This is a genomic window from Treponema socranskii subsp. buccale (genome assembly GCF_024181585.1).
GTDB classification, from domain to species: domain Bacteria; phylum Spirochaetota; class Spirochaetia; order Treponematales; family Treponemataceae; genus Treponema_D; species Treponema_D buccale.
Map to the genome: position 1 here is coordinate 1,531,310 of NZ_CP054258.1, position 24,325 is coordinate 1,555,634.

The 24,325-nt window shown below is 48.9% G+C and carries 23 protein-coding genes; 17 read left to right on the top strand and 6 right to left on the bottom strand.

Annotated elements, in window-relative coordinates:
- Window positions 1–143: 143 nt before the first annotated feature.
- From HRI97_RS06935 to HRI97_RS06960, 6 genes are all read left to right on the top strand, one after another.
- Entirely contained in the window at window positions 144–1,886 is a 1,743-nt protein-coding gene (locus HRI97_RS06935) for a DUF5312 domain-containing protein (protein ID WP_253724752.1), read from the top strand.
- Window positions 1,883–2,677: a purine nucleoside phosphorylase YfiH/LACC1 family protein gene (locus HRI97_RS06940; RefSeq protein WP_253724753.1), complete on the top strand. Its 795-nt coding sequence runs from the start codon at window positions 1,883–1,885 to the stop codon at window positions 2,675–2,677. Before HRI97_RS06935 ends, HRI97_RS06940 begins: the two co-directional genes overlap by 4 nt.
- A gap of 50 nt (window positions 2,678–2,727) precedes the next feature.
- Window positions 2,728–3,687 carry a ribosome small subunit-dependent GTPase A gene (gene rsgA / locus HRI97_RS06945; protein WP_253724754.1) on the top strand — a complete coding sequence of 320 codons (960 nt, stop codon included), beginning with the start codon at window positions 2,728–2,730 and terminating at the stop codon, window positions 3,685–3,687.
- Between the two features lies 1 nt (window position 3,688).
- A complete protein-coding gene (locus HRI97_RS06950) occupies window positions 3,689–6,178 on the top strand; it encodes an endonuclease MutS2 (protein ID WP_253724755.1) in 2,490 nt (829 codons plus the stop codon).
- Window positions 6,179–6,374: 196 nt separating this feature from the next.
- Window positions 6,375–6,851, top strand: a complete 477-nt coding sequence (locus HRI97_RS06955; RefSeq protein WP_253724756.1) for an arginine repressor — start codon at window positions 6,375–6,377, stop codon at window positions 6,849–6,851.
- Complete coding sequence (locus tag HRI97_RS06960) at window positions 6,848–7,357, top strand: hypothetical protein (protein ID WP_253724757.1); 510 nt, start codon at window positions 6,848–6,850, stop codon at window positions 7,355–7,357. The genes HRI97_RS06955 and HRI97_RS06960 overlap by 4 nt, the downstream gene beginning before the upstream one ends.
- 30 nt (window positions 7,358–7,387) lie before the next feature.
- Here HRI97_RS06960 and HRI97_RS06965 read toward each other — a convergent pair whose 3' ends face one another.
- The 3 genes from HRI97_RS06965 to HRI97_RS06975 form a co-directional block, all read right to left on the bottom strand.
- Window positions 7,388–8,716 carry a hypothetical protein gene (locus HRI97_RS06965; RefSeq protein ID WP_253724759.1) on the bottom strand — a complete coding sequence of 443 codons (1,329 nt, stop codon included), beginning with the start codon at window positions 8,714–8,716 and terminating at the stop codon, window positions 7,388–7,390.
- 168 nt (window positions 8,717–8,884) lie between these two features.
- Window positions 8,885–9,985, bottom strand: coding sequence for an NADase-type glycan-binding domain-containing protein (locus tag HRI97_RS06970; RefSeq protein WP_253724760.1), 1,101 nt, complete (start codon window positions 9,983–9,985; stop codon window positions 8,885–8,887).
- Between the two features lie 177 nt (window positions 9,986–10,162).
- The gene (locus HRI97_RS06975) at window positions 10,163–10,906 is read right to left on the bottom strand and encodes a YebC/PmpR family DNA-binding transcriptional regulator (protein WP_180486068.1); all 744 of its coding nucleotides are present in this window, start codon (window positions 10,904–10,906) and stop codon (window positions 10,163–10,165) included.
- A 198-nt stretch (window positions 10,907–11,104) separates the two neighbouring features.
- Between HRI97_RS06975 and HRI97_RS06980 the strand changes: the two genes are divergently transcribed.
- Window positions 11,105–12,223, top strand: coding sequence for an N-acetylneuraminate synthase family protein (locus HRI97_RS06980; RefSeq protein WP_253724761.1), 1,119 nt, complete (start codon window positions 11,105–11,107; stop codon window positions 12,221–12,223).
- A 67-nt stretch (window positions 12,224–12,290) separates the two neighbouring features.
- Here the strand turns inward: HRI97_RS06980 and HRI97_RS06985 are convergent, their stop codons facing one another.
- Both HRI97_RS06985 and secA read right to left on the bottom strand, forming a co-directional pair.
- Window positions 12,291–12,500 carry a hypothetical protein gene (locus HRI97_RS06985; protein ID WP_205074969.1) on the bottom strand — a complete coding sequence of 70 codons (210 nt, stop codon included), beginning with the start codon at window positions 12,498–12,500 and terminating at the stop codon, window positions 12,291–12,293.
- 280 nt (window positions 12,501–12,780) lie between these two features.
- Window positions 12,781–15,591, bottom strand: coding sequence for a preprotein translocase subunit SecA (gene secA / locus HRI97_RS06990; RefSeq protein ID WP_253724763.1), 2,811 nt, complete (start codon window positions 15,589–15,591; stop codon window positions 12,781–12,783).
- Window positions 15,592–15,656: 65 nt separating this feature from the next.
- Between secA and HRI97_RS06995 the strand changes: the two genes are divergently transcribed.
- The 9 genes from HRI97_RS06995 (at window position 15,657) to HRI97_RS07035 (ending at window position 23,219) form a co-directional block, all read left to right on the top strand.
- On the top strand, window positions 15,657–16,865 hold the full coding sequence (locus HRI97_RS06995) for an LIC_12708 family protein (protein WP_253724764.1): 1,209 nt from the start codon (window positions 15,657–15,659) through the stop codon (window positions 16,863–16,865).
- Window positions 16,866–16,914: 49 nt separating this feature from the next.
- Window positions 16,915–17,478 carry a hypothetical protein gene (locus tag HRI97_RS07000; protein ID WP_253724766.1) on the top strand — a complete coding sequence of 188 codons (564 nt, stop codon included), beginning with the start codon at window positions 16,915–16,917 and terminating at the stop codon, window positions 17,476–17,478.
- A 162-nt stretch (window positions 17,479–17,640) separates the two neighbouring features.
- A complete protein-coding gene (locus tag HRI97_RS07005; protein ID WP_180486057.1) occupies window positions 17,641–18,072 on the top strand; it encodes a hypothetical protein in 432 nt (143 codons plus the stop codon).
- Between the two features lie 8 nt (window positions 18,073–18,080).
- Window positions 18,081–18,434, top strand: a complete 354-nt coding sequence (locus tag HRI97_RS07010) for a hypothetical protein (RefSeq protein WP_253724767.1) — start codon at window positions 18,081–18,083, stop codon at window positions 18,432–18,434.
- 241 nt (window positions 18,435–18,675) lie between these two features.
- Window positions 18,676–19,098 (top strand): Fur family transcriptional regulator, encoded by a 423-nt coding sequence (locus HRI97_RS07015; RefSeq protein WP_253724770.1) that lies wholly within the window; start codon window positions 18,676–18,678, stop codon window positions 19,096–19,098.
- 60 nt (window positions 19,099–19,158) lie between these two features.
- Window positions 19,159–21,936 carry an ankyrin repeat domain-containing protein gene (locus HRI97_RS07020; RefSeq protein WP_253724772.1) on the top strand — a complete coding sequence of 926 codons (2,778 nt, stop codon included), beginning with the start codon at window positions 19,159–19,161 and terminating at the stop codon, window positions 21,934–21,936.
- 9 nt (window positions 21,937–21,945) lie between these two features.
- A complete protein-coding gene (locus tag HRI97_RS07025) occupies window positions 21,946–22,335 on the top strand; it encodes a hypothetical protein (RefSeq protein WP_253724774.1) in 390 nt (129 codons plus the stop codon).
- A 381-nt stretch (window positions 22,336–22,716) separates the two neighbouring features.
- Window positions 22,717–22,959: a type II toxin-antitoxin system Phd/YefM family antitoxin gene (locus HRI97_RS07030; protein WP_253724775.1), complete on the top strand. Its 243-nt coding sequence runs from the start codon at window positions 22,717–22,719 to the stop codon at window positions 22,957–22,959.
- A complete protein-coding gene (locus tag HRI97_RS07035; RefSeq protein WP_253724777.1) occupies window positions 22,959–23,219 on the top strand; it encodes a Txe/YoeB family addiction module toxin in 261 nt (86 codons plus the stop codon). The genes HRI97_RS07030 and HRI97_RS07035 overlap by 1 nt, the downstream gene beginning before the upstream one ends.
- 367 nt (window positions 23,220–23,586) lie before the next feature.
- Here HRI97_RS07035 and HRI97_RS07040 read toward each other — a convergent pair whose 3' ends face one another.
- Window positions 23,587–23,859, bottom strand: a complete 273-nt coding sequence (locus tag HRI97_RS07040; protein WP_253724778.1) for a hypothetical protein — start codon at window positions 23,857–23,859, stop codon at window positions 23,587–23,589.
- Window positions 23,860–23,990: 131 nt separating this feature from the next.
- Between HRI97_RS07040 and HRI97_RS07045 the strand changes: the two genes are divergently transcribed.
- Complete coding sequence (locus HRI97_RS07045; RefSeq protein WP_253724780.1) at window positions 23,991–24,317, top strand: Trp family transcriptional regulator; 327 nt, start codon at window positions 23,991–23,993, stop codon at window positions 24,315–24,317.
- Window positions 24,318–24,325: the final 8 nt, after the last annotated feature.

The window sequence follows — 24,325 nt, forward strand, 5'->3', positions numbered from 1 at the left end:
CAAGGCACCGGAAATATCTGCATATAAACGGTATACGGGTAACCGTACCCCCTTCCCCGCATCATTTCCGCCGCTTGCAAATTACAAAACGGCACTTTCGAAAACTCGACATTTAAACGAATATAAAGTACACTGGCAAAGTTATGTTCAAAGACGGAACATTCGGCAATTCTTTTGATAAACTCGTTTCAGGTATAAGCGCCGAAGAACGTCGGTTTTTACTTGAAAAGCTGAAAAAAGAAAACCTTGCCGCACCGCCCGAAACGCTTGAACCTGTCGAAGTCGAAATATCGGATACGAGAACGCTGGAAGCGCGCATACAAACCGAACCGCTTTTTTATCGCTTTATGTTGTGGCTGCGATCTTTATTTACAACGCAAAGCCGGGAAACGCTCTACAACAAAGATTTTATCGCGGACACGGCACATAAAACGGCACGGGCACATCCGGGTCTCATCGATTTTTCTCACAGCGTTTTGGAATCGGTCTTTTATGAAAAACTTAAAGACCTTCACGACTGCGCGTCCTTTTTTAAACCCCATCTCGCCGTAGTCTACGATGCACTCGGCGAATTTTATGTGTTTTTAAGCACTTTTATCGCACCCGAAATTGCCGAACACATCGACAATGAAGCCGATCCGTATACGATTTCGTTCGACCGTCCGCTGACAAATGAACTTCGCGTTTCGCTCATGCGAAAACTCGACGCCGTCGTACGCGATATTTCAAGAGAATCGAAAGCTGCAATGTATGAAGCGGTACGCAGTACCGAATGGCTCAGGCAGTTTACCGCCCTGCCCTATCTCCACTTTATCGCACAATTTACCGCAATTGCATCGAGCTCTCATACCTGCCCCTTTGCGAACGCCCTCGTCGATTACGCCGCTTTTGCCCGTGTACTTTCGAACGGTGTTCCGATTTCAAACGAACTCCTGCAATGCATCTTTTTCTTTGTACGAAAAAAAACGATGAGAGCGATTTCACTCGATATCGATGCGGAAAATGCACTGCGGGAATTTTTAACGAAATCTGCGTCAATGCTTTCGGGAATACGAATGTTTATGGGAACCGTTCCCATCGTTGCGCTCGGGCGCATCATATACGGAAACTGCACGTGGTTTCCCGATGCATTCGGAGGAGCGGAAGACTGGATGATAAAATTCCGCGGACAGTGGAAAGCGGCCTTTGACGAGAGATGGAATGCATGGCTTGCGGACAGAAAAAAACATCAGCTTCTCGATACGCTTACGGCATACTTCGATCTCAAAGAATTTCCCGAACTGCCCTATCGTCCGTGGACTTCGTTGTGGGGCGGCATTCCCTTCCGCTGCGAAACAACGGCGGGATTTTTAGCGTGGTTCGCCGCACATAAATATCAGGATGCGATCCCGACGCTTACGACGTTGATGCTCGAAGGAATATTTTTAAAAAATGAAAACCGTATCGAGTTTTCCGAAGCGGTCAACGATTTTTCGGCGGTAAACAAAAAAATCGAAGCGTTTGCCGACTCGCTTTCACCGCGCGGTACAAGGGGAATCGTATTCGAAGATACGGCAGCGGAACATCTGCGCTCGCTGCAGGGACAGGCGCGCATCGATTCTCTCATGATCAGGATGGAAGGCGAAGTCCGCACCCTCGCACGTACATTCTGTTCGTCCTGCCGTACTATCGAAAATATCTTTTCAGGTATCTTTAACGAAAGTAAAAGCGGCGAATACGATGCCTTGCAAAATCTTATGACGATCCAAGGACGGGAAAATCAGGATTTCCGGGATAAAATGCTCGACGTGCGAAACCTGCTGCAAAACGCGTTCAAACTTCTGGCGGAAATAGAACCCTTCGATCTGCCGAGTGAAGCATCTTCCGGTACGGCAGGCAGACAATGAAACACATCACCCTCGCCTGCCCGGATCGCTACGCCATACAACCTTTTTATGCGGGCGGAAACCCCCTTATCGGTGATGCGTTTCGCTGGGGCATGACGCTCAAAAAGGCGGGAAGCATGCGATTCCGATGGGATGAAACGAATGAAGCGCGCGATGCTCTTCTAAAAGAAATCGTTTCAAAGCGAAGCGATTTTCAGGAAAACGTTCGGTACGAAATCGTTCCGCTCGAACTCATCCATTCAAAAACCGTATACGCAGTCTCTTCCGCAGGCGATACTTACGGCTTGCAGGGCGACGGCATATTGACGGTAAACGCACTGCTCATGCCGGTCGTTACGGCAGCGGACTGTATGCCGATATTTTTTTATGAACGCGAATGCGGCGTATTCGGCGTCGTTCATTCGGGATGGAAGGGAACGGGCATCGTCAGCGAAGCGATAAACATGATAAAAAAGATATACAAAGGAAATCCGCGCCGCATTTCGGTCGCACTCGGACCTCATATACGAAACTGCTGTTATATCGTTGACGAAGAACGCGCTTCGTATTTTAAAAAGAACTTTTGTGAAGACTGTGTAAGCGAATACGACGGGACAAAACGCTACCGGCTTTCGCTTGAAAAAGCGAATCTTTTTCTCCTCGAAAAAGCAGGCATACTCGATGAAAACGTCGTCATATGCGACGACTGTACGAAATGCGACGATCGCTTCGGCTCGTTCAGGCGGGAAACCGGAGGGGATATAAAAAAGACTTTTACCGTGCAGGCGGCTTTTTGCGGGCGGATCGGGTAAAACGATATACCCCGCTTGCAAAATCGCGTCCTTTTTATTACGATATTTTTATGCAGGGAACGGTCGTCGACGGAACGAATAATTTTTTTACGGTGCGCTGCACTGACGGAAAACCGCGCTCGTGTTCGCTCAAAGGAAAGATATTAAAAAGCGAAGACCGGTTTTACAACCCGCTTGCTCCCGGCGACATTGTGGAAGTCGAAACCGATAAGCTCGATTCTTCGAAGGGGCAGATACTCTCGCTCGTGCCGCGTAAAAACTCGTTTGTGCGCTGGAACGTCAAACGCAAATGTCCGCAGCTTCTTGCGGCGAATCTCGATTTTATCGTTTTGGTGACGACGCCCGACGAACCGCCGTTTCGCCCGCGTTTTATCGACCGCGAACTCGCGCAAGCCGAATGTCAAAATCTCGAACCGATTATCGTATGTAATAAATGCGACCTCGCAGCCGGTGACGACATCGATTTTCAAGCGAGAGCGAAAATATGGGAAGACCTCGGATATGCGGTATTGTATGTTTCGGCAAAAACGGGTGCGGGTCTCGATGCATTGGCGCGCTTTCTTTCAGGACGCGTTGCAGCCTTTGTCGGGCAGTCGGGCGTCGGAAAGTCGAGCCTTATAAACGCGCTTGCGGGAAACGAAGCGCTCCGCACGGGAGATTTAAGCCGAAAATACGAGCGCGGCGCTCATACGACGACGAAGGGTTCGCTCAATACGATCGCCATCGATAAGCGCTTTACCGGACGAGAGGGAGATGAGGCTTCGATCATCGATACGCCGGGTATCCGCCGCTTTGTGCTGCACGACATTGCAGCGGAAGATTTGGCGCTTTATTTTCGCGAGTTCAAACCGATCGTCGGCAGCTGTACATTCGGCATGAGCTGTACGCATACGGCGGAGCCCGGCTGCAAAATCCTCGAAGCCGTGTACGCGGGCGTCATCACCGAAGAACGCTATGAAAGCTGGATGCGTATAAAGGATGAAATAAAATCGCAAAGCTGGGAAGATTAACATGGACGCATCAGCACTTTCCGAGCTCGACTATTTCCGTATCAGAGACGAAGCGTCCGTCTACTGCGTAAGCGAAGAGGGGAAAAAGAGTTTTTGCCAGCGGCTTCCGCTTACGGACGAAGCGAAAATCGAAGCGCTGAAAAATATAAGCCGCGATTGGAGCGCATACAACTCATCTTCGTTCGGAATCGCGCTTTTTTCGTGGCCTCCGGTCGCTCCTCTTTTTTCTCGTATAAGCGTTCCTGGCGCTTCTCTTTCCGTCGAAGAGTTTCACACGCTTTCGCTCTTTTGCGCTTCGGTCAAAAAACTTTCGTCATCCATCGAGGGAGCCGAAAAAGAGCTTTCGATAGAAACGCTTTCCGAAACCGTCCGACGCCTTCCCGATTTAGCGAAGCCCGCGTCCGAGATCGCACGCGTCGTAGCTTCCGACGGAGAGCTGAAAGATCTTCCCGAACTCCGCGAAATAAAAACCAAAATCGCAAACCTCAATAAAAAAATTCAAAGCATCATGCGTTCGTATACGGGAAATCAAAAGCTTTCCTCCGCCCTCGAATCGACGGTGCCCGCTCTCCGTTCGGGTCATCAAGTGCTTGCGGTCAAAGCTTCTCACAGAAGTCGCATTGCGGGTATCGTGCACGAAGTGTCGCAATCGGGGCAAACCGTATACATTGAACCGGAAGAATCGGTTCGGACGGGAAACGAACTGCTCGAAGAAGAGGCGAATCTTCAGATCGCGGTCAAAGCGATTTTGAAAAAGCTTACCGCATCGCTTGCGCCTTATGTGCCCCTATTTGAAGCGGCTCTTCCTTCTATGATCGCGATCGACGAAGCTTATGCGAGGGCGAAATGGGGCGGCGAACACCACGCGACCTATGCGCTTCCCTGCGGAAAAAAAGATGCGCTCACGCTGCTTCAAGCGCGCCATCCCCTGCTCGGAGAAAAAGCGGTGCCGATAGACGTGCGCTTTATGAGCGGAAAAAGAGTTTTAATAATTACGGGGCCGAATACCGGCGGCAAAACGGTTACGCTCAAAACGATAGCGCTCTTTTCGCTTTTGAACCAAAGCGGCTTTCCGATTCCCGCAGCGGAAGGCTCACGTCTTGCGATCTTCGATAAAGTGTTTGCCGACATAGGCGACGGACAATCGATCGACTCGTCGCTTTCGACGTTCGGCTCTCACATGAAAAACATCGCGCGCGCGATCGCCGAATGCGGCGAAAAAAGCCTCGTCCTCCTCGACGAACTCGGAAGCGGTACCGATCCGCAGGAAGGTGCTGCGATCGGCATGGCGGTTCTCGACGCGCTTATCGAAAAAAAAGCGTTTACGCTCGTAACGACGCATCAGGGCGTACTCAAAAATTACGGATGGACGCACGAAAGCTGCATCAACGCGTCGGCCGAGTTCGACGGGAAAACCCTCGCGCCGACTTATCGCATACTCATGGGCGTTCCGGGCGAAAGCCGCGCCCTCGACATCGCGCAAAAAAGCGGTCTCCCTCCTTCCGTCGTCGAAAAAGCGAGAGAGTATATCGCGGGAAATACGGCCGATATTTCCGCCCTTATCGCGGGGCTTACGGCAAAGCACGCCGAAGCCGATGCTCTCGTGCAAGACTGCCGTCGGAAAGAAGCGGAACTTGCGGAAAGACAATACGTTCTCGATGCAAAAGAGCTCGAAAACCGGCAAAAGGAGCAGGAACTGCAAGAGGCGGCGCACGAAAAAGCCGAAGCTTTTCTTTCGGAAAGCCGAAAACGCCTTGAAAATCTCGTTCGCGTCATCAGAGAGGGCGAAATCACGAGGGAAAAAACGCTCGCGGTAAAACGCTATATCGACGAATTGACGGAAGCGGTCGCCTCGCAAAAAAAAGAGCTCGACGAAAAAGGCGAAAAACTTTCCGATGCGCAAAACGCATTTAAAAATATCACTCCGATGCCGCACCCGAAAAGCGCGAAACCGACAAAACGCCGCGTGAAAAACGCCGAAGCGCTCCGCGCGCTCCGAAGCGCGGGCAATGCAAACGAAACGAAAAGCAAAGCGCCGTCTTTTGAACCGGGGACTGCCGTCATTGCAGGTGAAAAACGTATGAGCGGCACGATCCTTTCGCGCACGGGCAAGGAAAGATTTCTCGTACAGTTCGGTTCGATAAAAATCGAAATGAAGCAAAAAGATTTGACGCCCGCCGCTTCGCTCTCGCTTTCATCCGCACCGCTTGTCACCGTCGAAACGAATCGTGAAGATGCGGGCGAACATCCGGCCTTCGAACTGCGTCTTTTGGGACTCCGCGAAGCCGAAGCGATCGCCGCCCTCGAACGGCAGCTCGACCTCTGCACAATTCACGATTTTAAGCGCTTCAGCGTCATACACGGAAAGGGAAACGGCGTGCTGCAGCAGGCGGTGCAAAATTATCTTTCGCACTGTGCGGGCGTAAAAGCGTTCCGTTTTGCACCTCCCGAAGACGGAGGAGCGGGAAAAACCTACGTCGAACTGCATTGAAAAAGTATTGGTCGAATGCGGGTTTTAATGCGACAGGGATTGGAGGGGCGAAAGTTCCGAAGCGAGCCGGAGGCGAGAGGAGGAATGAAGGCGAAAGCCGGAACCCCGCAAAGCCCGGTTTTTGCGATGCAATCGCAAAAAGTCGCCCTGAATTGTCCGATTGTATGTTCGGCGAAAATGAGGTATACAATATACGATGGCTGTAAAAGAAAGGCGTGCGCGGCTTGCCGCGACAGAAAAACTTATTAAAAACAACAGGATCGAAAGTCAGGAATCGCTGCTCGCCCACTTGCAAAAAGCGGGATACGATGTGACGCAGGCGACTCTTTCGCGCGATTTGAAACTGCTCAAAGTCGGAAAAATGAGCGACGGAAAAGGCGGCTATATCTACACGCTCGAAAAAGAAGAAGAGCGCACGGAAGCGGAAAAGATTTACATTCAGGATTTTTTGCGCGGTTATATCAGCATAGACTGTTCGGGCAATATCGTCGTCATTAAAACTTTTCCGGGACACGCGAATACGGTCAGCAACGCGCTCGACAATATGGACTTGGACGATATACTCGGCACCGTTGCAGGCGACAATTGTCTCTTTGCATGTCTTCGCGAAGGGGTAAACGGCGCGAAGTTTTTAAAATCGCTCAGGCAAAAGATTCCGGGACTCGAAGCGTGACGGTACTGCTCGGCATTATCGCCTCTCTCGTTTTTTCGGCCGCAGCCGCTTCGGTCGTCATCAACGTTCGGGAACTCAAATGGCGTGCGGATATTCAAACGTATGAAGGCGCAAAAAAGCTCGATAAACTCGGCTACGAAAAACTCATCCTCGAAAGATACCGCGCAAAATCGCATCACAGAACCTATCGAAGCGAAAGCGATTATATCGCCGTGCCGCTCGACGCTCCGATGCGCGAAGGGCGGAAGCTCAAAGAAAATTGGATAGCGATAAACGGTCTTTCGTCGATCGTCGACGGGAGCGTATTCGCTTCAGACCCGCCTTTCGACGAACTGCGCCTTTACGGCGTAAAAGACGGAGTGCGCCGCCTCGTCCGTAAGTATGCGTATTATCCCGAAAATTACCGCGATATAAAAGCGCGCGTCGAATCGTATAACGCAAAGCGGAGCGTGCTGGGGATAAAAAATAAGCTTCAGGGGAAAAAAGAGCTCACAAGGACGAAGTAAAAATCGCCGCACGCCCGCGGTATTCAGAGCTCACCGTCCGGCTTCTTTTTGCGCCTTTTTTCGCGCTTCATCGGAAATTTTCAGCGCGTCTTCCTGAAGCTTCAAATGCGTGCCGTACATGGATGCCGCAAGCGCATCGATTTTCCCGCCCTCGCCTTTCGTTTCGGCAAATGCGCGCTGCCTCAAGCGGACTTCCTTCACGAGCGTATTGTCTTTTTCAAGAAGGGCGATGAGATCCCAATGCCAATTCAAATCGCTCGGAGGAAAAAGCGGAGGCGGCGGATCTTTTCGGCGCGAGTTCGCTTCGGCGACGATTTGCATCAAGTGCGGCGCGCTGTCTTTGCCGAGCACTTTCGTCATATACGGTTTTCCGAAAACACAGATCGTCCCCGTTTCATCGAGCTTGTAATCGCCGAAATCGAGCGGCGTCTTTACGATATTTCTGATGCGATTGCTTCGTCCCGTCACGCAGGTAAAAACGCTCGCACTCGAAACGATATGCTTTGCGACGGAAAAAGTTTTATCCGTGTCGTCGAAGGACGCGAGTGCGTCCGTGTACGGCATCGTCGTTTCCCAAAAGCGGAGCACGTACATACCGTCATCGCTTACATAGTACGAGCGTATTTCAGGCGCCCTCGGATAGGGTGCAAGACCTATGCTCTCCCGCTTGCACACGCCCTGCCAATAGCCCCTAAGCTCGCCGCCGGAGGGGGCGGGACGGTCTTCCGAATCGAAACGGAGCACGAAATCGAGATAGAGTTCGTTTCCGATGACGGCGACGGGGATGCGCGTTTCGTATTTCTTTTTGCCGTTGTATTTGACGACGAGTTCCCACGCGCCGCTCTCGTAAGGCAGGGCATTTCCGTTCGTATCGTAGCGCGGGGGACGATTTAAAAGGTCTTCCGCCGTCACCGTAAGGCGCTCGGCTTCTTTTGTCGTCGCCGTACACAAAAATCGTTCGGACTGAGATGCAAAGGCCTCGGGCTCTGCAGCCCTGTCGTAAAACCAGCCGTAATACGTTTTTAAGATGAGGGCGATATCGGTCGGCGTAATTTTCGCATTTTTCGACGAGCTTTGTGCACCACGAGCGATCTCGGTCGAAATTTCACCCCGCAAAGCAGCTCTTTCGCCGTCTTTCTCCGTTTCGTCTGAACCGTTCGGCACAAAAAATACGTAGCGGTCGCCGCCCGTCCAAATGCCTTCGAGCAATACGGGAAAGTTTACCGTCTCCCGTTCGGGAACGCTCACGTAGTCCCAGCCGTACATAGCGGCGATCGTGCGCGCATCGAGTTCCGTCTGCGGAAAAAGAAAAGCGGAGAAAAAAACAAAAAGCGGCAGGAGGCTAAGAGATTTACCCATATCTATCATATCGGCAAATTTTCCCGATATACGCACCGTATCATACATCAATGAACGGCGAATTTTGAAAACGAATCAAGTCAAATGCCGTCACCGAAGACGGCGGCTTGATACGTATTATCTCGTTGCGTAAAAAAAGGAACGGCTAAGTTCCGTTTATAAAATATTTCACTCATTTATCTTTCCAAAAAGCCAACTTTTATTTACATATAAATTTAATTCTGCAATACATGTATCGTTATATTTTTCGCCATTGTATATTCCATCAAACGGAAGATAATTGCCTAAGCATTTTATAATCTGATAATTCATATTATCATCTGAAAATTCAATATCGCCACTTAAACATTTTACCCTATTATTTGCTTTGTATAAGGAAGTATTCAATGCATAACCGTTTATTATTGCGAGTTTTTCAAATTTTCCAGAAAAACCTATTTCAATTAAAAATAAATCATCTTCGGTATTTTCTACATAGCTTGTTGCAGGATTTCCGTCAAAAGCATTTTGTATACTGTATTTGAGCGGACATTTCGGGTCAAACAGAGATTCTGAAGCCTGTATGTTTATACCTTCTTTACTCCAAGCACTTGTGATATCGTCGTTTATATTATATTTTGAAAACCATGTAGAAGATGATGCATCTATTTGCTTTTTACAGGTATGATACGTTATAGGAACAATGTTTTCATTTATTTTTTTCCTGTCTGCAATAAAAGCGACGCTAACTTCCGTTATGAAAAATCCTATTCCGTTTTTATTAAGAGGTTTTATCATCAAATCATTAAAAAGATAGCCTTCCCATTCTCCCTGAGAAACCCAATACTGCGAATATGGGCGGATCAATATTTCTTGTAGAACAGTATTCTTATTTTTTAAAAATACAATCTGCCAAATACAGTTCTCTTCCCCCTGCATTTTGAAGCATTCTTCTTTACTTATTGTTTTATTTTTATACTCTGTAGTATAAATACTTTCCAATGGGCTGACGCTGATCAAAAATCTGTAAAACTGCAATCCGCAATTTGTCTCCGTAAAGACCTGATAGTGCATTTCTTCAATTTTCTTTTTTCTGAAAAAATAATTATCAATACTTAGAATTGCTTCTCTTACTTCATCTTTTTCAAAAAACTCTTTTTCTTCCTGTTCGCTCAATCGTGTTAATTTTTGCCAACTGTTCGGCATCATGTTTTTCAGTTCGGGCGCTTGTGCAAATATGATTTGAAATGTACATAAAAAAATTGTAACAACCGATAATGGCTGTTTCATCATATTACTCCTTCAGTCCGAACAATAAGTGCTGCAACTACTTTATCAAACTCTATCTCCTGCTTCAAAAACATAATCGTTTCCTAACAAAAAAACCTCCGAAAACCGGATACGGTTTTCAGAGGTTCGTGCATACCGCTCGCGATGAAAAAGCAAGCGGCAAAAATCGAATCGATTTTACTCTGCAGGTTCAAAATCTTCGGGGTATTCGACGTTCGTATACACGTTTTGTACGTCGTCGTTTTCTTCAAGCTTGTCGATGAGCTTTTGCACTTTTTCGGCCGTCGCCGCGTCGACTTGCGCGTTCGTATCGGCGACCATGCCCACTTGCGCGGAAAGCGACTCGAGTCCCTTTTCCTGAAGCGCTTCGAGCACGCCGTCGAAAGCGGAAGGATCGGTCGTTACGGTGATGATACCGCCGTCGTTTACGATATCGTCGGCGCCTGCTTCGAGACCGACTTCCATAACCGTATCTTCCGATACTTTTTCGGCGTCGTATTCGATCGTGCCTTTGCGTGCGAACATACGGGAAACCGAACCGGTTACGCCGAGCTTTCCGCCGTTTTTGTCGAAGATGTTGCGCACGTCGGCTGCCGCGCGGTTTTTATTGTCGGTAAGCGTTTCGACGAGGACGGCAACTCCGCCCGGTCCGTATCCTTCGTAGACGAGCTCTTCGTAGGTTTTTCCGTCCGTTTCGCCGGTGCCTTTTTTGATCGCGCGTTCGATATTGTCTTTCGGCATACTCGACGCACGCGCTTTTAAGATGGCGGTGCGGAGTCTGGGATTCGAGTTCGGGTCTCCGCCGCCCATGCGCGCAGCGATTGAAATTTCCTTAATGAATTTTGTAAACATTTGACCGCGTTTTGCGTCGGCGATTCCCTTTGCATGTTTAATCGTTGACCATTTACTGTGTCCTGACATGGTTTATCGAACTCCTCTGAAAAAAAATTACTGAATAATGATTGTTTTGTAACTATAGCATAAAACGAACCTGTCTGTCAACGATATGAAAATCGTTTGCAGGCAAAGGGGGTACCGGAAATTATATTCTCTAAAAACCGGTGCATCATATATTTTTTCATTCTCGACAGCCGCTTCGATAATCGCTATAGTTTCGGTATGATCATCGCGGAAATAGGAACGGCACACGGAGGCTCGCTTGCAAAGGCGAAAAAGCTCATCGACGCGGCTTTTTTTGCAGGAGCCGATGCCGTAAAATTTCAATGGGTGTATGCGGATGAAATCCTGCACCCCGATACGGGAACGGTCGATTTGCCGGGCGGAAAAATAAAGCTCTACGATCGATTTAAAGCGCTCGAAGTGCCGATCGATTTTTTTAAATCGGCGATGGCGTATGCGCACAAAAAAAAACTCCTTTTCATCTGCTCGCCGTTCGGTCTCAAAAGCCTCCGCGAACTGCTTGCGCTTAAACCCGACGCCGTAAAAATCGCATCTCCCGAATTGAATCACATCCCGCTTTTGAGAGCTTTGTCGGATTTCCGTACGGTGCAAAAAGCGCTCGGAGATGCCGTCGTCCCCGTCATCCTTTCAAGCGGCGTTTCAAAGCTCGCCGACATCGAACGCTCTCTCGACATCGTCGGAAAAGAAAACGTCACGCTGCTACACTGCATCACAAGCTACCCCGCTCCCGAAACCGAATACAACGTGCGCCTCGTTTCCACGCTGCACGATATATTCGGCGTGCCCTGCGGCATCAGCGATCACTCCCTCGATCCCGTCCTCGTTCCCGTCCTGGCGGCCGCATACGGAAGCGTTATGACCGAAAAGCACATCACGCTGAGCAAAAAGACTGACGGACTCGACGACCCCGTCGCGCTTGAAGCCGAACAGTTCGCCCTGATGGTACGTGCACTCCGCCAATGTGAAGCGGCAAAACGACGCTACGGCGATAAACGCGGAGCGGCGCGCATACTCAAAGAGATGCGCGAACAATACGGCAGAAAAAAAGTACGTGAAGTTCTCGGCACGGGAATCAAAACGCTTGCGCTGTCGGAAATCGAAAACTACGGAAGGACGAACCGCTCGCTCCATTTTATGCACGCGATGAAAGCCGGCAGCGTCGTCGAAGAAAACGATATCGCAGTCCTCCGTACCGAAAAAACGCTCACGCCCGGCATTTCTCCGGAATACTTTGAAACGATTGTAAACGCGCGCCTTTCACGGGACGTCCGCGCTGGAGCAGGCGTCGATTGGGAAGACATCGTGTACCGCCGGTGAGCGAGGAATTGCGCGTCCTTAGACGGTACACATGTAAAAGTGTTCCGAAAATTTAAGAAGCGATTTTTTATCGCGGAACGGATATCTTTAAATTTTCGCTATCGGCTTTTTCCGTTTCCGCCCATTCGGGATGAATTGTATACCACGGCTTGAATTCCGAGAGTTCATCTCGTGTCAGCTTGGGACAATCGGAAAAATCTTTATTTTTAAAATCTTCCATTTCTTTTTTTCTCTTTTCCGACAAAGGAGGCAATTTTTTTATCTCATCTAAAGTCATAGTTACGATAGTACTCATCGACGGAGATGCGCTGCCGCGCATCATTGACGAGAACTGTCACGGACTCTGTTATCAGTTACGCCCATGCAAAGGAGATGCGCTCGCCGCGCATCATATACGAAAATTGCCCCGTGCTTTTACTATCCGTTTCTTCCGTGCAAGGGAGATGCGCTGCCGCGCATCATTGACGAGAACTGTCACGGACTCTGTTATCAGTTACGCCCATGCAAAGGAGATGCGCCGGCGCGCATCAATTGATGAAAATTGCCCCGTGCTTTTACTATCCGTTACGCCCGTGGCAATTTTTATACTTCTTCCCGGAGCCGCAGGGACAGGGATCGTTTCGGCCGATTTTCGGCATCGTGCGGCGAACGGTTACCGATTGCCCCTGCGTGTGCTTTTGCATCGCACCGCCTGCGGCGGCCCTCCGAGCGGCATCTCCGCTCATCTGCATGGAAGCTTCCCGTTGCGCTTCGCCCGACGCTCCTCCTGCAAAAGACGCGGCTTCGGAATGCTGCGCGCTCATATCGCGAGAGCTCATCCTCCTTCGCGCTTCTGCTGCAGCCGGCGAAAGCTGGATGCGCACTTTGAATACGCGCGACATAACGGTCGTCCGGATCGAATCCATCATTTCGTCGAAAATATTAAAACCGTCGATCTTATATTCGGTAAGCGGATTTTTGCTGCCGTAGGAGCGCAAGTGCACCGCATCGCGCAGACTTTCGAGCTCTTCGAGCTGATCGAGCCATTTTTTGTCGATCGTCTGCACGTACTGGTAGCGGATAAACATGTTGAGGTTTTCTTTGCCGGCGAGCGTTTCCTTTTCCGTCAAATCGTTTTGCAGCATCGATTCGAGCGTTTCGCGCGAAAGCTGTTCGGACGCCAATTGAATACCGAACATATTTCTGATGCGATCGTTGAGCTCCGCCAAAGCGGCGTCCTTTTGCTTTTTCGTGTGCAGTTCGTATTCGTCGAAGATATCGTTTACGGCGTCTTTTGCATTGTTCATAACGCGCACGGAAAGGTTTTCGTCGGCGAGAATGCTGTCTCGCTGTTTGTAGACGACGCCGCGCTGTTCGTTTAAAACATCGTCGTAGTCGAGCAGGTTTTTGCGGATTTCAAAGTTTCTGTCTTCGACTTTTTCCTGCGCTTTTTTAATGCCGCGGTTCAGCCACGGGTGATCGATCGGCTCTCCGGGCTTCATGCCGATCCTGCTCATCATCACTTTCATGCGCTCGCCGCCGAACAATCGCATGAGATCGTCGTCCATCGAAATAAAGAATTTGCTGCGACCGGGATCACCCTGACGTCCGGAACGGCCGCGCAGCTGATTGTCGATACGCCGGCTTTCGTGACGTTCGGAGCCGATGACGTACAATCCGCCCGAAGCTTTTACGTCTTCGTAATCTTTTTTCCACTGCTCTTTTTCGATTTTGTAAGCGGCATCGTATTGTTCGGGCGTTGCATTCGTTCCGGCTCTTTTTTGTGCGCGGAATTCGGGATTGCCTCCGAGTTTGATATCGGTACCGCGTCCGGCCATATTCGTTGCGATCGTCACCGCGCCTTTTGCACCCGCTTCGGCTATGATGAGCGCTTCCCGCGCGTGATTTTTTGCGTTCAACACTTCGTGGCGGACTCCTTTGCGCGTGAGCATCGCCGAAAGGTGTTCCGATTTTTCTACGGAAACGGTACCTACGAGTACGGGCTGTCCCTTTGCGTGAGCCGCGGCGATTTCGTCGCAGATCGCCGTCCACTTGTCGCTTTCGTTGAGGTAGACTTCGTCGTTTTCGTCTTTTCGGATAACCGGTTTATTCGTCGGAATGGAAACGACGTCGAGTTTGTAAATTTTATTGAATTCGACCGCTTCCGTCGCCGCCGTTCCGGTCATGCCGGAAAGCTTGTCGTACATGCGGAAAAAATTCTGAAAGGTGATCGTCGCAAGCGTTCGGTTTCGCTGTGCGATGCGCAAATGCTCTTTCGCTTCGATCGCCTGATGCAGCCCGTCGCCGTAGCGCCTGCCTTCGAGGATACGGCCGGTAAATTCGTCGACGATCTGCACTTGTCCGTCTTTGACAAGGTAATCGACGTCGTTTTTGTACAAGCGGTGAGCCCGTACCGCCTGCGTAAAATAGTGCACGTATTCGAAATTATTTTCATCGAAGACGGTTCCCGTTATCAAATTGTGCTGATGGAGAATTGCATCGATGTGGTTCATACCCGCGTCGGTAAACGACACGCGCTTCGATTTTTCATCGAGCGTGTAATCGCCTTTGATATTTTTCCGCTGCTCAGGCTCCATGTTCACTTCGTCGGGATAGAGCCCCGTGACGGGATCCTTTTCCACTTCGACAAGCTGCCCGACATATTTATCGACTTCGTGATACTTGTACGTGTCGTCTTCACCCTGCCCGCTGATGATAAGAGGCGTGCGCGCTTCGTCGATCAAAATCGAGTCGATTTCGTCGACGATACAAAAGCTGAATCCGCGCTGCACTTTTTGCGAAAGCTCTATCTGCATATTGTCGCGGAGATAATCGAAACCGAGTTCGTTGTTCGTCCCGTAGGTGATGTCGCAGTCGTACGCCGCTTTCCTTGCAGCGTTGTCCATATCCGAAAGGATCGTACCGACGGTTTGCCCCATGTACGCGTACACGGGCCGCATCCATTCGGCATCGCGCCCTGCGAGGTAGTCGTTTACCGTAACGATGTGCACGCCCTTTCCCGAAAGGCTGTTCAAATAGGCGGCCGCGACGCACATAAGCGTTTTGCCTTCGCCCGTTTTCATTTCGGAAATGCGCCCCGAATGCAGCACGAGCGCACCCATGATCTGCACGTCGTAGGGACGTTCGCCCAATACGCGGAACGACGCTTCGCGCGCGAGCGCAAAAGCTTCGGGAAGTATGTCGTCGAGCGTTTCGCCTTTTGCAAGGCGCTCTTTAAAAATCGCGGTCTGTTTCGGAAAATCTTCCGCCGAAAGAGATTTTGCCCAGCTCTCTTTTTCGTTCACTTTTGCGAGGATCGGAGCGAGCGCTTTGACATCTCGTTCGTTTTGAGAGCCGAAGAAAAACGTAAGGATCTTATCGATAAACATACCTATAAATATACGATATTTTGCAGTGCATTGACAAGACGAAAATCAATGTTTATGCTGGACGCATGATGAAAAAAATCGCCGCATGTATGATCGTCGTTTCCGTCTGCTTTTTTTCCTGCAAAAATTCGCCGTCGGTCGAATCGGTAAAAGAAGACGAACTCTTTTCGCTTTCATACGGACGCTTTGAAGACCAGCTCAATATGTTCGACCTTGCGGATATCGGAAACGTACATACGAGCATGACGATGCGCGACGGTTTTTTTTACATCGCAAACGGTGAAGCTCAAAAGATTATGGAGCTCAATTCGTACGGCGATCTTTTGACGCTGTACTACAACGAAACGGAAGACGCATCCGAACCCCGAACTCACGAGGGTGCGGCGAGCAAACGCAAAGCGATAGCCTACCCTTTCAACAATCCCGGTGCGATCGCCGTCGACTCGCGAAAACGCATGTACGTCGTAAGCACGATGCCGAAAGAGCGGCAGGAAGAAAACGAAAAAGGAACGCTTTTGTACAGCCAAATCATCCTGCGCTTTGCAAGCGACGGTACGTCGGAAGATTATATCGGACAGCAGGGCATCGGCGGTACTCCCTTTCCGTTTATAAAAAACATCTATACGACATCGAGCGACGAACTCGTCGTCGTCTGCCTCACCACGGAAGGAACGATCGTCTATTGGTTTTCCGAAGCGGGATTTCTCATGTATCAAATTCCGATTTTAACAAAAGACGCGCCGAAGATGCCCGACGCCAAAGCGGGCGCAAACGGTATTTCCGTTTTGCAAGACGTCATACCCGACTGTACGTCGAGGAAGCTTTTTGTCAAAGTCGATTACTATGAGCCGCGCATCGACGAAGATTCCAAAACCGAAGCGGGCATCGATTTTGTAAAAACCTATATATTTCCGCTCACCGTGGAAACCGGCAAATACGGCAGCCCCGTCGCAGTCCCTCCCTACGAAGAGACGGTTTCCGCCGATTACGGCAAACTCGTGTTCCGCCTGCCCTATGATTTCCTCGGCGTTTCGAACAGCGGCTGGTTATTTTTTATCATTTCGACGGATACGGGTTTCGGTATCGAAATGGTGCAGCCTTCCGGTCAAAAGGTTATCAAGCGGCATTTCACTGTGATGCACGACGACATCCTCTACTACGTGCTTTCGCTGTCGGACAGCGGCATCATTTCAGCACTGTTTATCGAAAAAGAAAAAGCGCGCGTCGTATGGTGGCGGACGGATTCGCTTACAGCCGCGATCGTAAAATCGTAAAAGCGGATTTCCGCTCGCTCGAGAGGCAAGGCGAAAAAAGGATCGGACGATGGATTTCAGCAATATGGACGAAGGACACGAAGACGGAAAAGAAGCGCTGCATTATTACTTCAATCACGAAGAGCGCATAAAGAGAGCGCCGAAAATCGTGCGGGATTATTACAGCGGAGAAGGAATTCAAAGCCCGAAAGGGATTTTAAAATCGCTCGTTGCGACGAAAGCGAACCGCTTCGGTCTTTTCGCCGTCGCGATTTTTTGCGCGTTTATTTACGTCTATTCGCTTGTAAGCGAAAAGCCTTACCGCAAAACCGTAGGAGGAGCAGAAGCGACGCTTGCGGCTTTTTCGTATGCGGATGAAATCTACGCAAGCCTCACCGTCCGAAACGGAAACGATAAAGCTGACGCGATAAAGCACGGCACGGTTACGGTGCGCTTTTCGTCGATCGACGTGCAAAAGGCGATTGTCGGCGAGTCCGAAGATGTGCAAAATTATACGGGAGAAGAACTGTCGGTGCGGACAAAGTTTCCCGATTATGATATAGTAGCGGTACGGGCGGAAATACGGTTTCGAGGAGAAACGAAAACGCTCGTCGCGCGCGTCGTGCGCGAGTAAAACGCCGAAGGTTTAAAAGCGCCGCTGAAATGGCGCGGCGCTTTTAACTTCGAGTTTTCTTGCGGAAAACTCGCCCATATACCTGTGCGCGATCGCGCACTGATGCGGCATTTTCGAAAACTGACATTTTCTGCAATGCCGCACTTTAAGGAAGGATATGCTATGCTGCAGTTTTATTTTTTATCGATTTTATTAAATCTCGTTACGGGAATCATCCTCGTCTACGGTAAAAATCTCATCTCGGGCGAAAGTCCCGAAAGTAAAGCACGGGGCATTCTCGGCGAAAATGCGTTTTTCGACGATAAAAACTTCCGTCTCGTACTCGGCATTTTGACCGTCTTCGTCGGCATTATGAAACTGCTTTCAGTCGTGCGCACCGACGTGCCGGTCGTCGGAGATTTGCTTCCGGCGGCGGCAGGATTGTTCGGAGGCTTTTGCCTCCTCGTCGAATTCTACAAAACGAATTCCGCATCCGAACTCGCCCTTCCTCATTGGATCGATTTTTGTTTTCTCGAAAAGCGGAAGTACGTCGGCTATGCGTGTATCGCGGCCGCCGTTCTCCACTTCAGTTTTCCCGACGTGCTTTTGCTCTAGGTATATCGATGCGCGTTGTAAGTGCGGCGCTGCTTTTTGCAGCTTTCGTTTCTTTTGTTTCATGTACGAAAAAATCCTCGGAATCGATTCGGCTCGATGTATCCGATCCTCTCGCTCTCGCACCGGACATCAGTTGGGCTGTCGTGCTCGATCCCTACGCCGCATACCGGCACTCCCCGTCGTGGGATGATGCCGCCGAGGGCTATTGCCGAAAAGGCGATATTTTACAAGTGACGGGAAAAGCCGCCGTAAAAGAAAGCGGCACATGGTACAAATTTAAAGACGGCTGGCTTCCCGACTCCGCCGTCACGATCTATGCAAACCGCTACCGTGCCGAAAACGCCGCCGAAAAGCTGAAATAAACGCCGCCGTTACCGCGCGGCACACCCGCCTTCCGCTTCAATTCGAATCCGTTTTTATTGCACCGATTTTTTCTTCGCCGATCGATTATAAAACGCGCATAGCAGCCGTAAATTATATTCGTTACCGATTTACAGATAATCCATATTTACAATCGGGGACTGTACATTCTTTTTAAAAACGGCTATAGTAATTAAATAGATATAGAAATCAACCGGATATAAAACAGGAAGAGGTGCAATTATGAAAAATTACCATACGACACTCAGCGAAGCCGGCGTCAGACCCTCGGTACAGCGCGTTGCGGTCTACTCCTATCTGTGCGAGCATCCCGTACATCCGACAGTGGAAACGCTCTACGCTTCCCTGTCGCCCGAATATCCGACGCTGTCGAAGACGACCATATACAATACGTTGAAATTATTCGAAGAAAAAAATCTCGTACACTCTCTCAAAATCGAAGACGATAAACTGCGCTACGATGCGGACATACGACCGCACATCCATTTTAAATGCGAAAAATGCGGTAAAGTGTTCGACGTATTCGACGATACGAATATCGCCGACTACACGCTCAAAAGCACGAACGCCCTTCCCGAAGGTTTTGTCATGACAAAGATGCAGACCAATATGTGGGGTATCTGCCGCGACTGCGCAAAGCGCTGAGGCGATTTCGCTCAATCGTCCCTCGTTTTTTCCCGATAATCAAATTCGGGAGAAAACACAATGATTAAAAAGACAATCACATACGTTTCGGCGTTTATCTTCTGTTGTTTTATATTCGGATGCGCATCGACTCCGAAAGAAAGATCCGTCATCACATTGATTTTAAGCGGCAAAGGAAACGAAGCGAAAAGCCTTTTCCAATCGAAATACGATATAAACGAAACCGACGCATCGGGAAATACGCCGCTCCATGCAGCCGCGCTCGTCGACGATGCGGATGTGGCGCACTTTTTATTGATAAAAGGCGCCGACGACACGAGAGTCAATTCCGACGGAGATACACCTCTGCACGCTGCAATCAAAAACGACAACTTCGGTGCAGTCCGCGTTTTTGCGGAAAACGGCAGCGGCGTTTTCGTACGCAATGCTGACGGAAAAACGGCGCTCGAAGCGGGATTGGAAAAAAGCGATGCGTACGTTGCGGCTCTTATCACGCAAAATACCGGAAGAGAACGCGATTCGGACGGCAACACGATCGTCCATTACTGCGTCCGTATGCAAAACGAGGGCGCCGTACGCGAATGCATCAAAAAAGGCATTCCCGTTTCCATACAAAACAATGCGGGAAAAACGCCGCTCGACATCGCGCTCGAAGATTCCGGCGACGAAAAATCCGTCGCAATCGCAGCCGATTTAATAACGGCGGGAGCCGAAACGAACGATAGTCAATTTTCGTATTTTCAAACGGCGGTTTCTGAGCGGAACTTCAATTACCGATTCGGCGACGGACAGACGCCGCTCCACATAGCGGCGATACAACATCACAAAAGCATCGCGCGCTATCTCCTTGCAAACGGTGCGCACACATCGGCTCAGGACATAACCGGAGCGACTCCGCTTCACGAAGCCGTCCGCTACGGCGATATCGATATCGCAAAAGCGCTGCTTGAAAGCGGTGCCGATGTAAACGCCGAAGACAATCTCGGAAAAACGCCCGTCATGCTCGTCATACCCGAAGATAAGCGCGAAGCGATGTATAGCCTCCTCATCGAACACGCAGCCGATGTCGCAAAAAAAGACGCATACGGCGATACCGTGCTGCACACGGCAACGATGACATCCCTTGCTCCCTCTATTCTCGAACTGCTTGTCGCGGGAGGAGCCGATGTAAACGCTCGCAATAAAGACGGCGTTTCACCTCTTTTGATAGCGGTGCAAAAACGCAATTTAAGCCACGTCAAATTCTATGCCGAACGCGGAGCCGATATCAATTCCGCCGATAAAGCGGGGAACACTCCCCTTTCACTCGCGCTCAAAGACGGACAAGCCATGCTTGAAATGCTTGTCAACCGGACGAATGCGCTTTCACACGATTCGAACGGCAACACGCCGCTTCACACGGCGGTTATCGTCAACGCATCGATCGAACAGATCCGATACCTCATAAGTCTCACCGACGATATAAACGCGCGAAACAGCGACGGCAACAACGCGCTCTATCTCGCAGTCGAAAGGAACAATAAAAAAATCGGCGAACTTTTGCTTGCAAAAAATGCCGATATATTTTCGACAAACAACGCCAACGATTCGCCGCTCCACCTTGCACTGAAAAAAGGAGGCGATACGCAAGGCTGGCTCATCACATCGCGCACAATCAGTGCGACCGACGGAAGCGGCAACACGGCGCTGCATTATGCGGTCGAATGGGATTTAAAAAAAGCCGCGCTTTCGCTCATCGAAAAGGGTGCAAACCCCGAAGCAAAAAACGCGAACGGAGAAACACCGCTTTTCAGCGCGGTAAAGACGAACGATCCGGCTATGATAGCCCTCATTGTAAAGGGCGGTTCATCGATAAAAGCAAGGGATAATCTGGGAAGCAGTCCGCTTCATACCGCCGTCCGTTGGGATGCCGATGCGTCCGTGCGGGAGCTCGTGCGCCTCGGCATCGACGTAAATGCACAAAACGTCGCAGGTAAATCCGCGCTTTCGGAAGCCGTGCTTGCAGGAAAACTTTCGACGGCGAAAGTATTAATCGATTCCGGAGCCGATATAAACGCAAGCGACAACACGGGACGAACGATTCTCATGGATGCGATTCGAAGCCGAAATGCCGACGTCATCGCGATGCTGCTTTCAAATAAAGCCAATCCCCAGATTCAGGAAATCAACGGACGGAACGCGTATCACGAAGCGGTGCTGACAGGAGACGCGCGCATCATCGCTTTAGTGCGCGATGCAGGAGGTAAAGCGCTCTCCCGCGACAAAAACGGAACCACGCCCTTTTCACTTGCGTTTGACAAAAGCGACGGCATCGTAAAAACCGTACTCGGAAACGACAAGACGATAACCGACAGCGACGGCAATACGCCTTTTCACATAATCGTTCAGGCAAAGGGACCGCTTCGAATTCTTTCCCTGCTCGCCTCTCTCGGCTATCCCCTCGACACGCGCAATGCCGAAGGCATGACACCGCTCGGTTATGCGGTCGAAAACAACGATGAAAACTATGCGCGCATTTTACTGCAAAACGGCGCGAATCCTTTTTCATCGATCGACAAAAAAGGGCGGAACGCGGCGACGATCGCGCTTGCAAGCGAAGAGCGCATACTTGCCGATATAGCAAAATATGCCGGAACTAAATCGGACATACACGGCAATACGCTCCTGCACTACGCGGCACGCACGGCATCGGCGGACACCATACGAAAACTCCTCGCATACGGACTCGACGCAAACGCAAAAAATATTTCAGGCGAAACACCGTATATGACGGCTCTCCGCTGGAAGCGAAACGATGCGGCGGCCGTACTGAAAGCTGCGGAAAACGTAAAGCGATAGGAAAGAAAAATGAAAAAAATGTTTATTGTTTTATTTTTTTGTATTTTTTCAGTTACGGTTTTATTTTCTTGTGCAACCGGAAGCGCATTAATTACCGGAACCAAAAGAACAGCAACGAATCCTGAAAATGTCGTAATTTATACGGAAGCACCGCCAAAATATGAAGTCATTGGAATTGTGACGGCTTCCAGCGATTTAGGATGGACCGAACAAGGTGATTTAAATTATGCAATAGCGGAATTAAAGAAACAAGCTGCAAAGATAGGGGCGAATGGGATAATTTTGGAAAATATCGGTACTTCAAACAGCGGTGGTATTATAAGCTACGGTGTGTATATTCCCGTTACTGCAAAAAATGTTTCAGGAAAAGCAATTTATGTATCTGATGACATAAATTAGATTTGATTGTAAAAACACATAACGCAGTTTTCAAATTTGATAAATACAAGGTATTAAGGATAAAAACCGTTTACCCTATAAGCCGAGTGTAGGATGCATATTTATGCAATTTTACGAACATCAAAAATTAATAATTTTTTTTGTAAATTTGTAAAAAAACGCTGAAAATCGACCTGTTTTAACGGGATCGTCGCTATTTCTGTCGAATTTTTTGATTGTATAAATATGCATCAGTATAATATATTTATGCAATCAAAAGAGCGGTCGCGGAAATAGAAGCATACGCATAAGGGGCTGCCGAAAAGGGAATCGACTTTTGAGACAGCTTCTTGACATAACGTACGATTATTCGTACGTTTATACTATGAGGGAGGTATGTAAATGGCAGTAATAACAGCGACGGCAGCCAGAACAAACCTTTATAATTTAATTGACAGAACAAAAGATTGTCATGAACCGATTATAATTTCCGGTAAAAGAAATAATGCGGTTTTAATTTCAGAGGACGACTGGAATGCTATTCAAGAAACCTTGTACTTGTGCTCTATTCCGGGAATGAGAGAATCAATCATTGAAGCAAGTAACGAACCATTGGAAGAGAGCATTAAGGAACTTGACTGGTAATGTGGACTGTAGTTTATTCAAAACAGGCGGCGAAAGACAGTAAAAAAATTAAACAGGCAAATCTGAAACAAACGGTAAAACATTTAATTGAAATTATAAAGAACAATCCTTTTGAAAATCCTCCGCCTTACGAAAAGTTAGTCGGTGATTTGACAGGAAAATATTCAAGAAGAATTAATATACGGCACCGTTTGGTATATGAAGTTTTCGAAAAAGAAAATACCGTTCGTATTCTAAGAATGTGGACTCATTATGAATAAAACCTGACACCCGCTTCAATGCTGACAACACAGTCAAGCCGTGTTGCAGGTTAAGCGGCAGTTAGGCGGATGCGTCATTAACACATGACATAATAAGAAAAGAGGAAAAAATGTTTAATAAAGGTAATGTTGTTAGATTAAATAGAAAATCATCCATTAATTATATACTTATAATTTAATTATATATTTAGGAATCGCTATTATCGCTTTTGGGGGAGGTTTAGGATTTCAAAAAAGAATATTGGATAATACTAATTAAGAAATAATTATAAAGGGCACATATATTTTATTAGATGATTTTAACACAAAAATAAACTCGAATTATGTTTCTTTAAGAAAATATAATCAAATACAAGCTGTATTCACATTACCCCGAATGAGCCTGCCCGCTATCTTTTTCTTTTTTCCAATCGTTGATAAATTTTTCGTATGCGTCGATCTGCGCGTCGAGGGCGCGCTGAACGACGGCGCTGCGCCCTTCCCAATTGTTTCCGTCGATTTCATACAGCACCTTGAGCGTCATCTCGAGCGTTTCGATCGTCAAATCTTTATCCTGTTCACGACGGCGGGCGAGCATACGCAGTTCGCCTTCAAAACATTCGTCGTACTGCCGCTCGAGAGAAGTCAAAGCATCGGTCATGGGTACATACTACACAAGATATTGGACTTTTACAAGCTTTCGTGATACTATACATTTCAAAGTTATCTCTAAAAACCGCAGTTTTTAGAAGTTCCCCATAGTATGATTCCAATGCAGAGCGGAAACGAGTTATGAGCACACAGGCAGTGAAAAAAACAAAAAAAGGCGCGGCACAAAAAGCGCTCGAAGAAAGTTTTCTGGAGCTCTGCCGCCTCATCGCCGAAACGGACGACGAGCGCTTTATCCGCGATTTTTTCGGCTGTCTTTTTACGCCTGCGGAACGGAAGGATTTTGCAAACAGGTGGCTCCTCGTCAAAGAAATCGACAAGGGCACGACGCAGCGGGAAATCGCAAGAAGATTCGGTATGTCGCTGTGCAAAATCACGCGGGGATCGCGCGAACTGCACAAAGACGGAAGCGCGTTCCGCCGCATGCTCGAAAAATTAAAAAGCGAATAAATGAAATA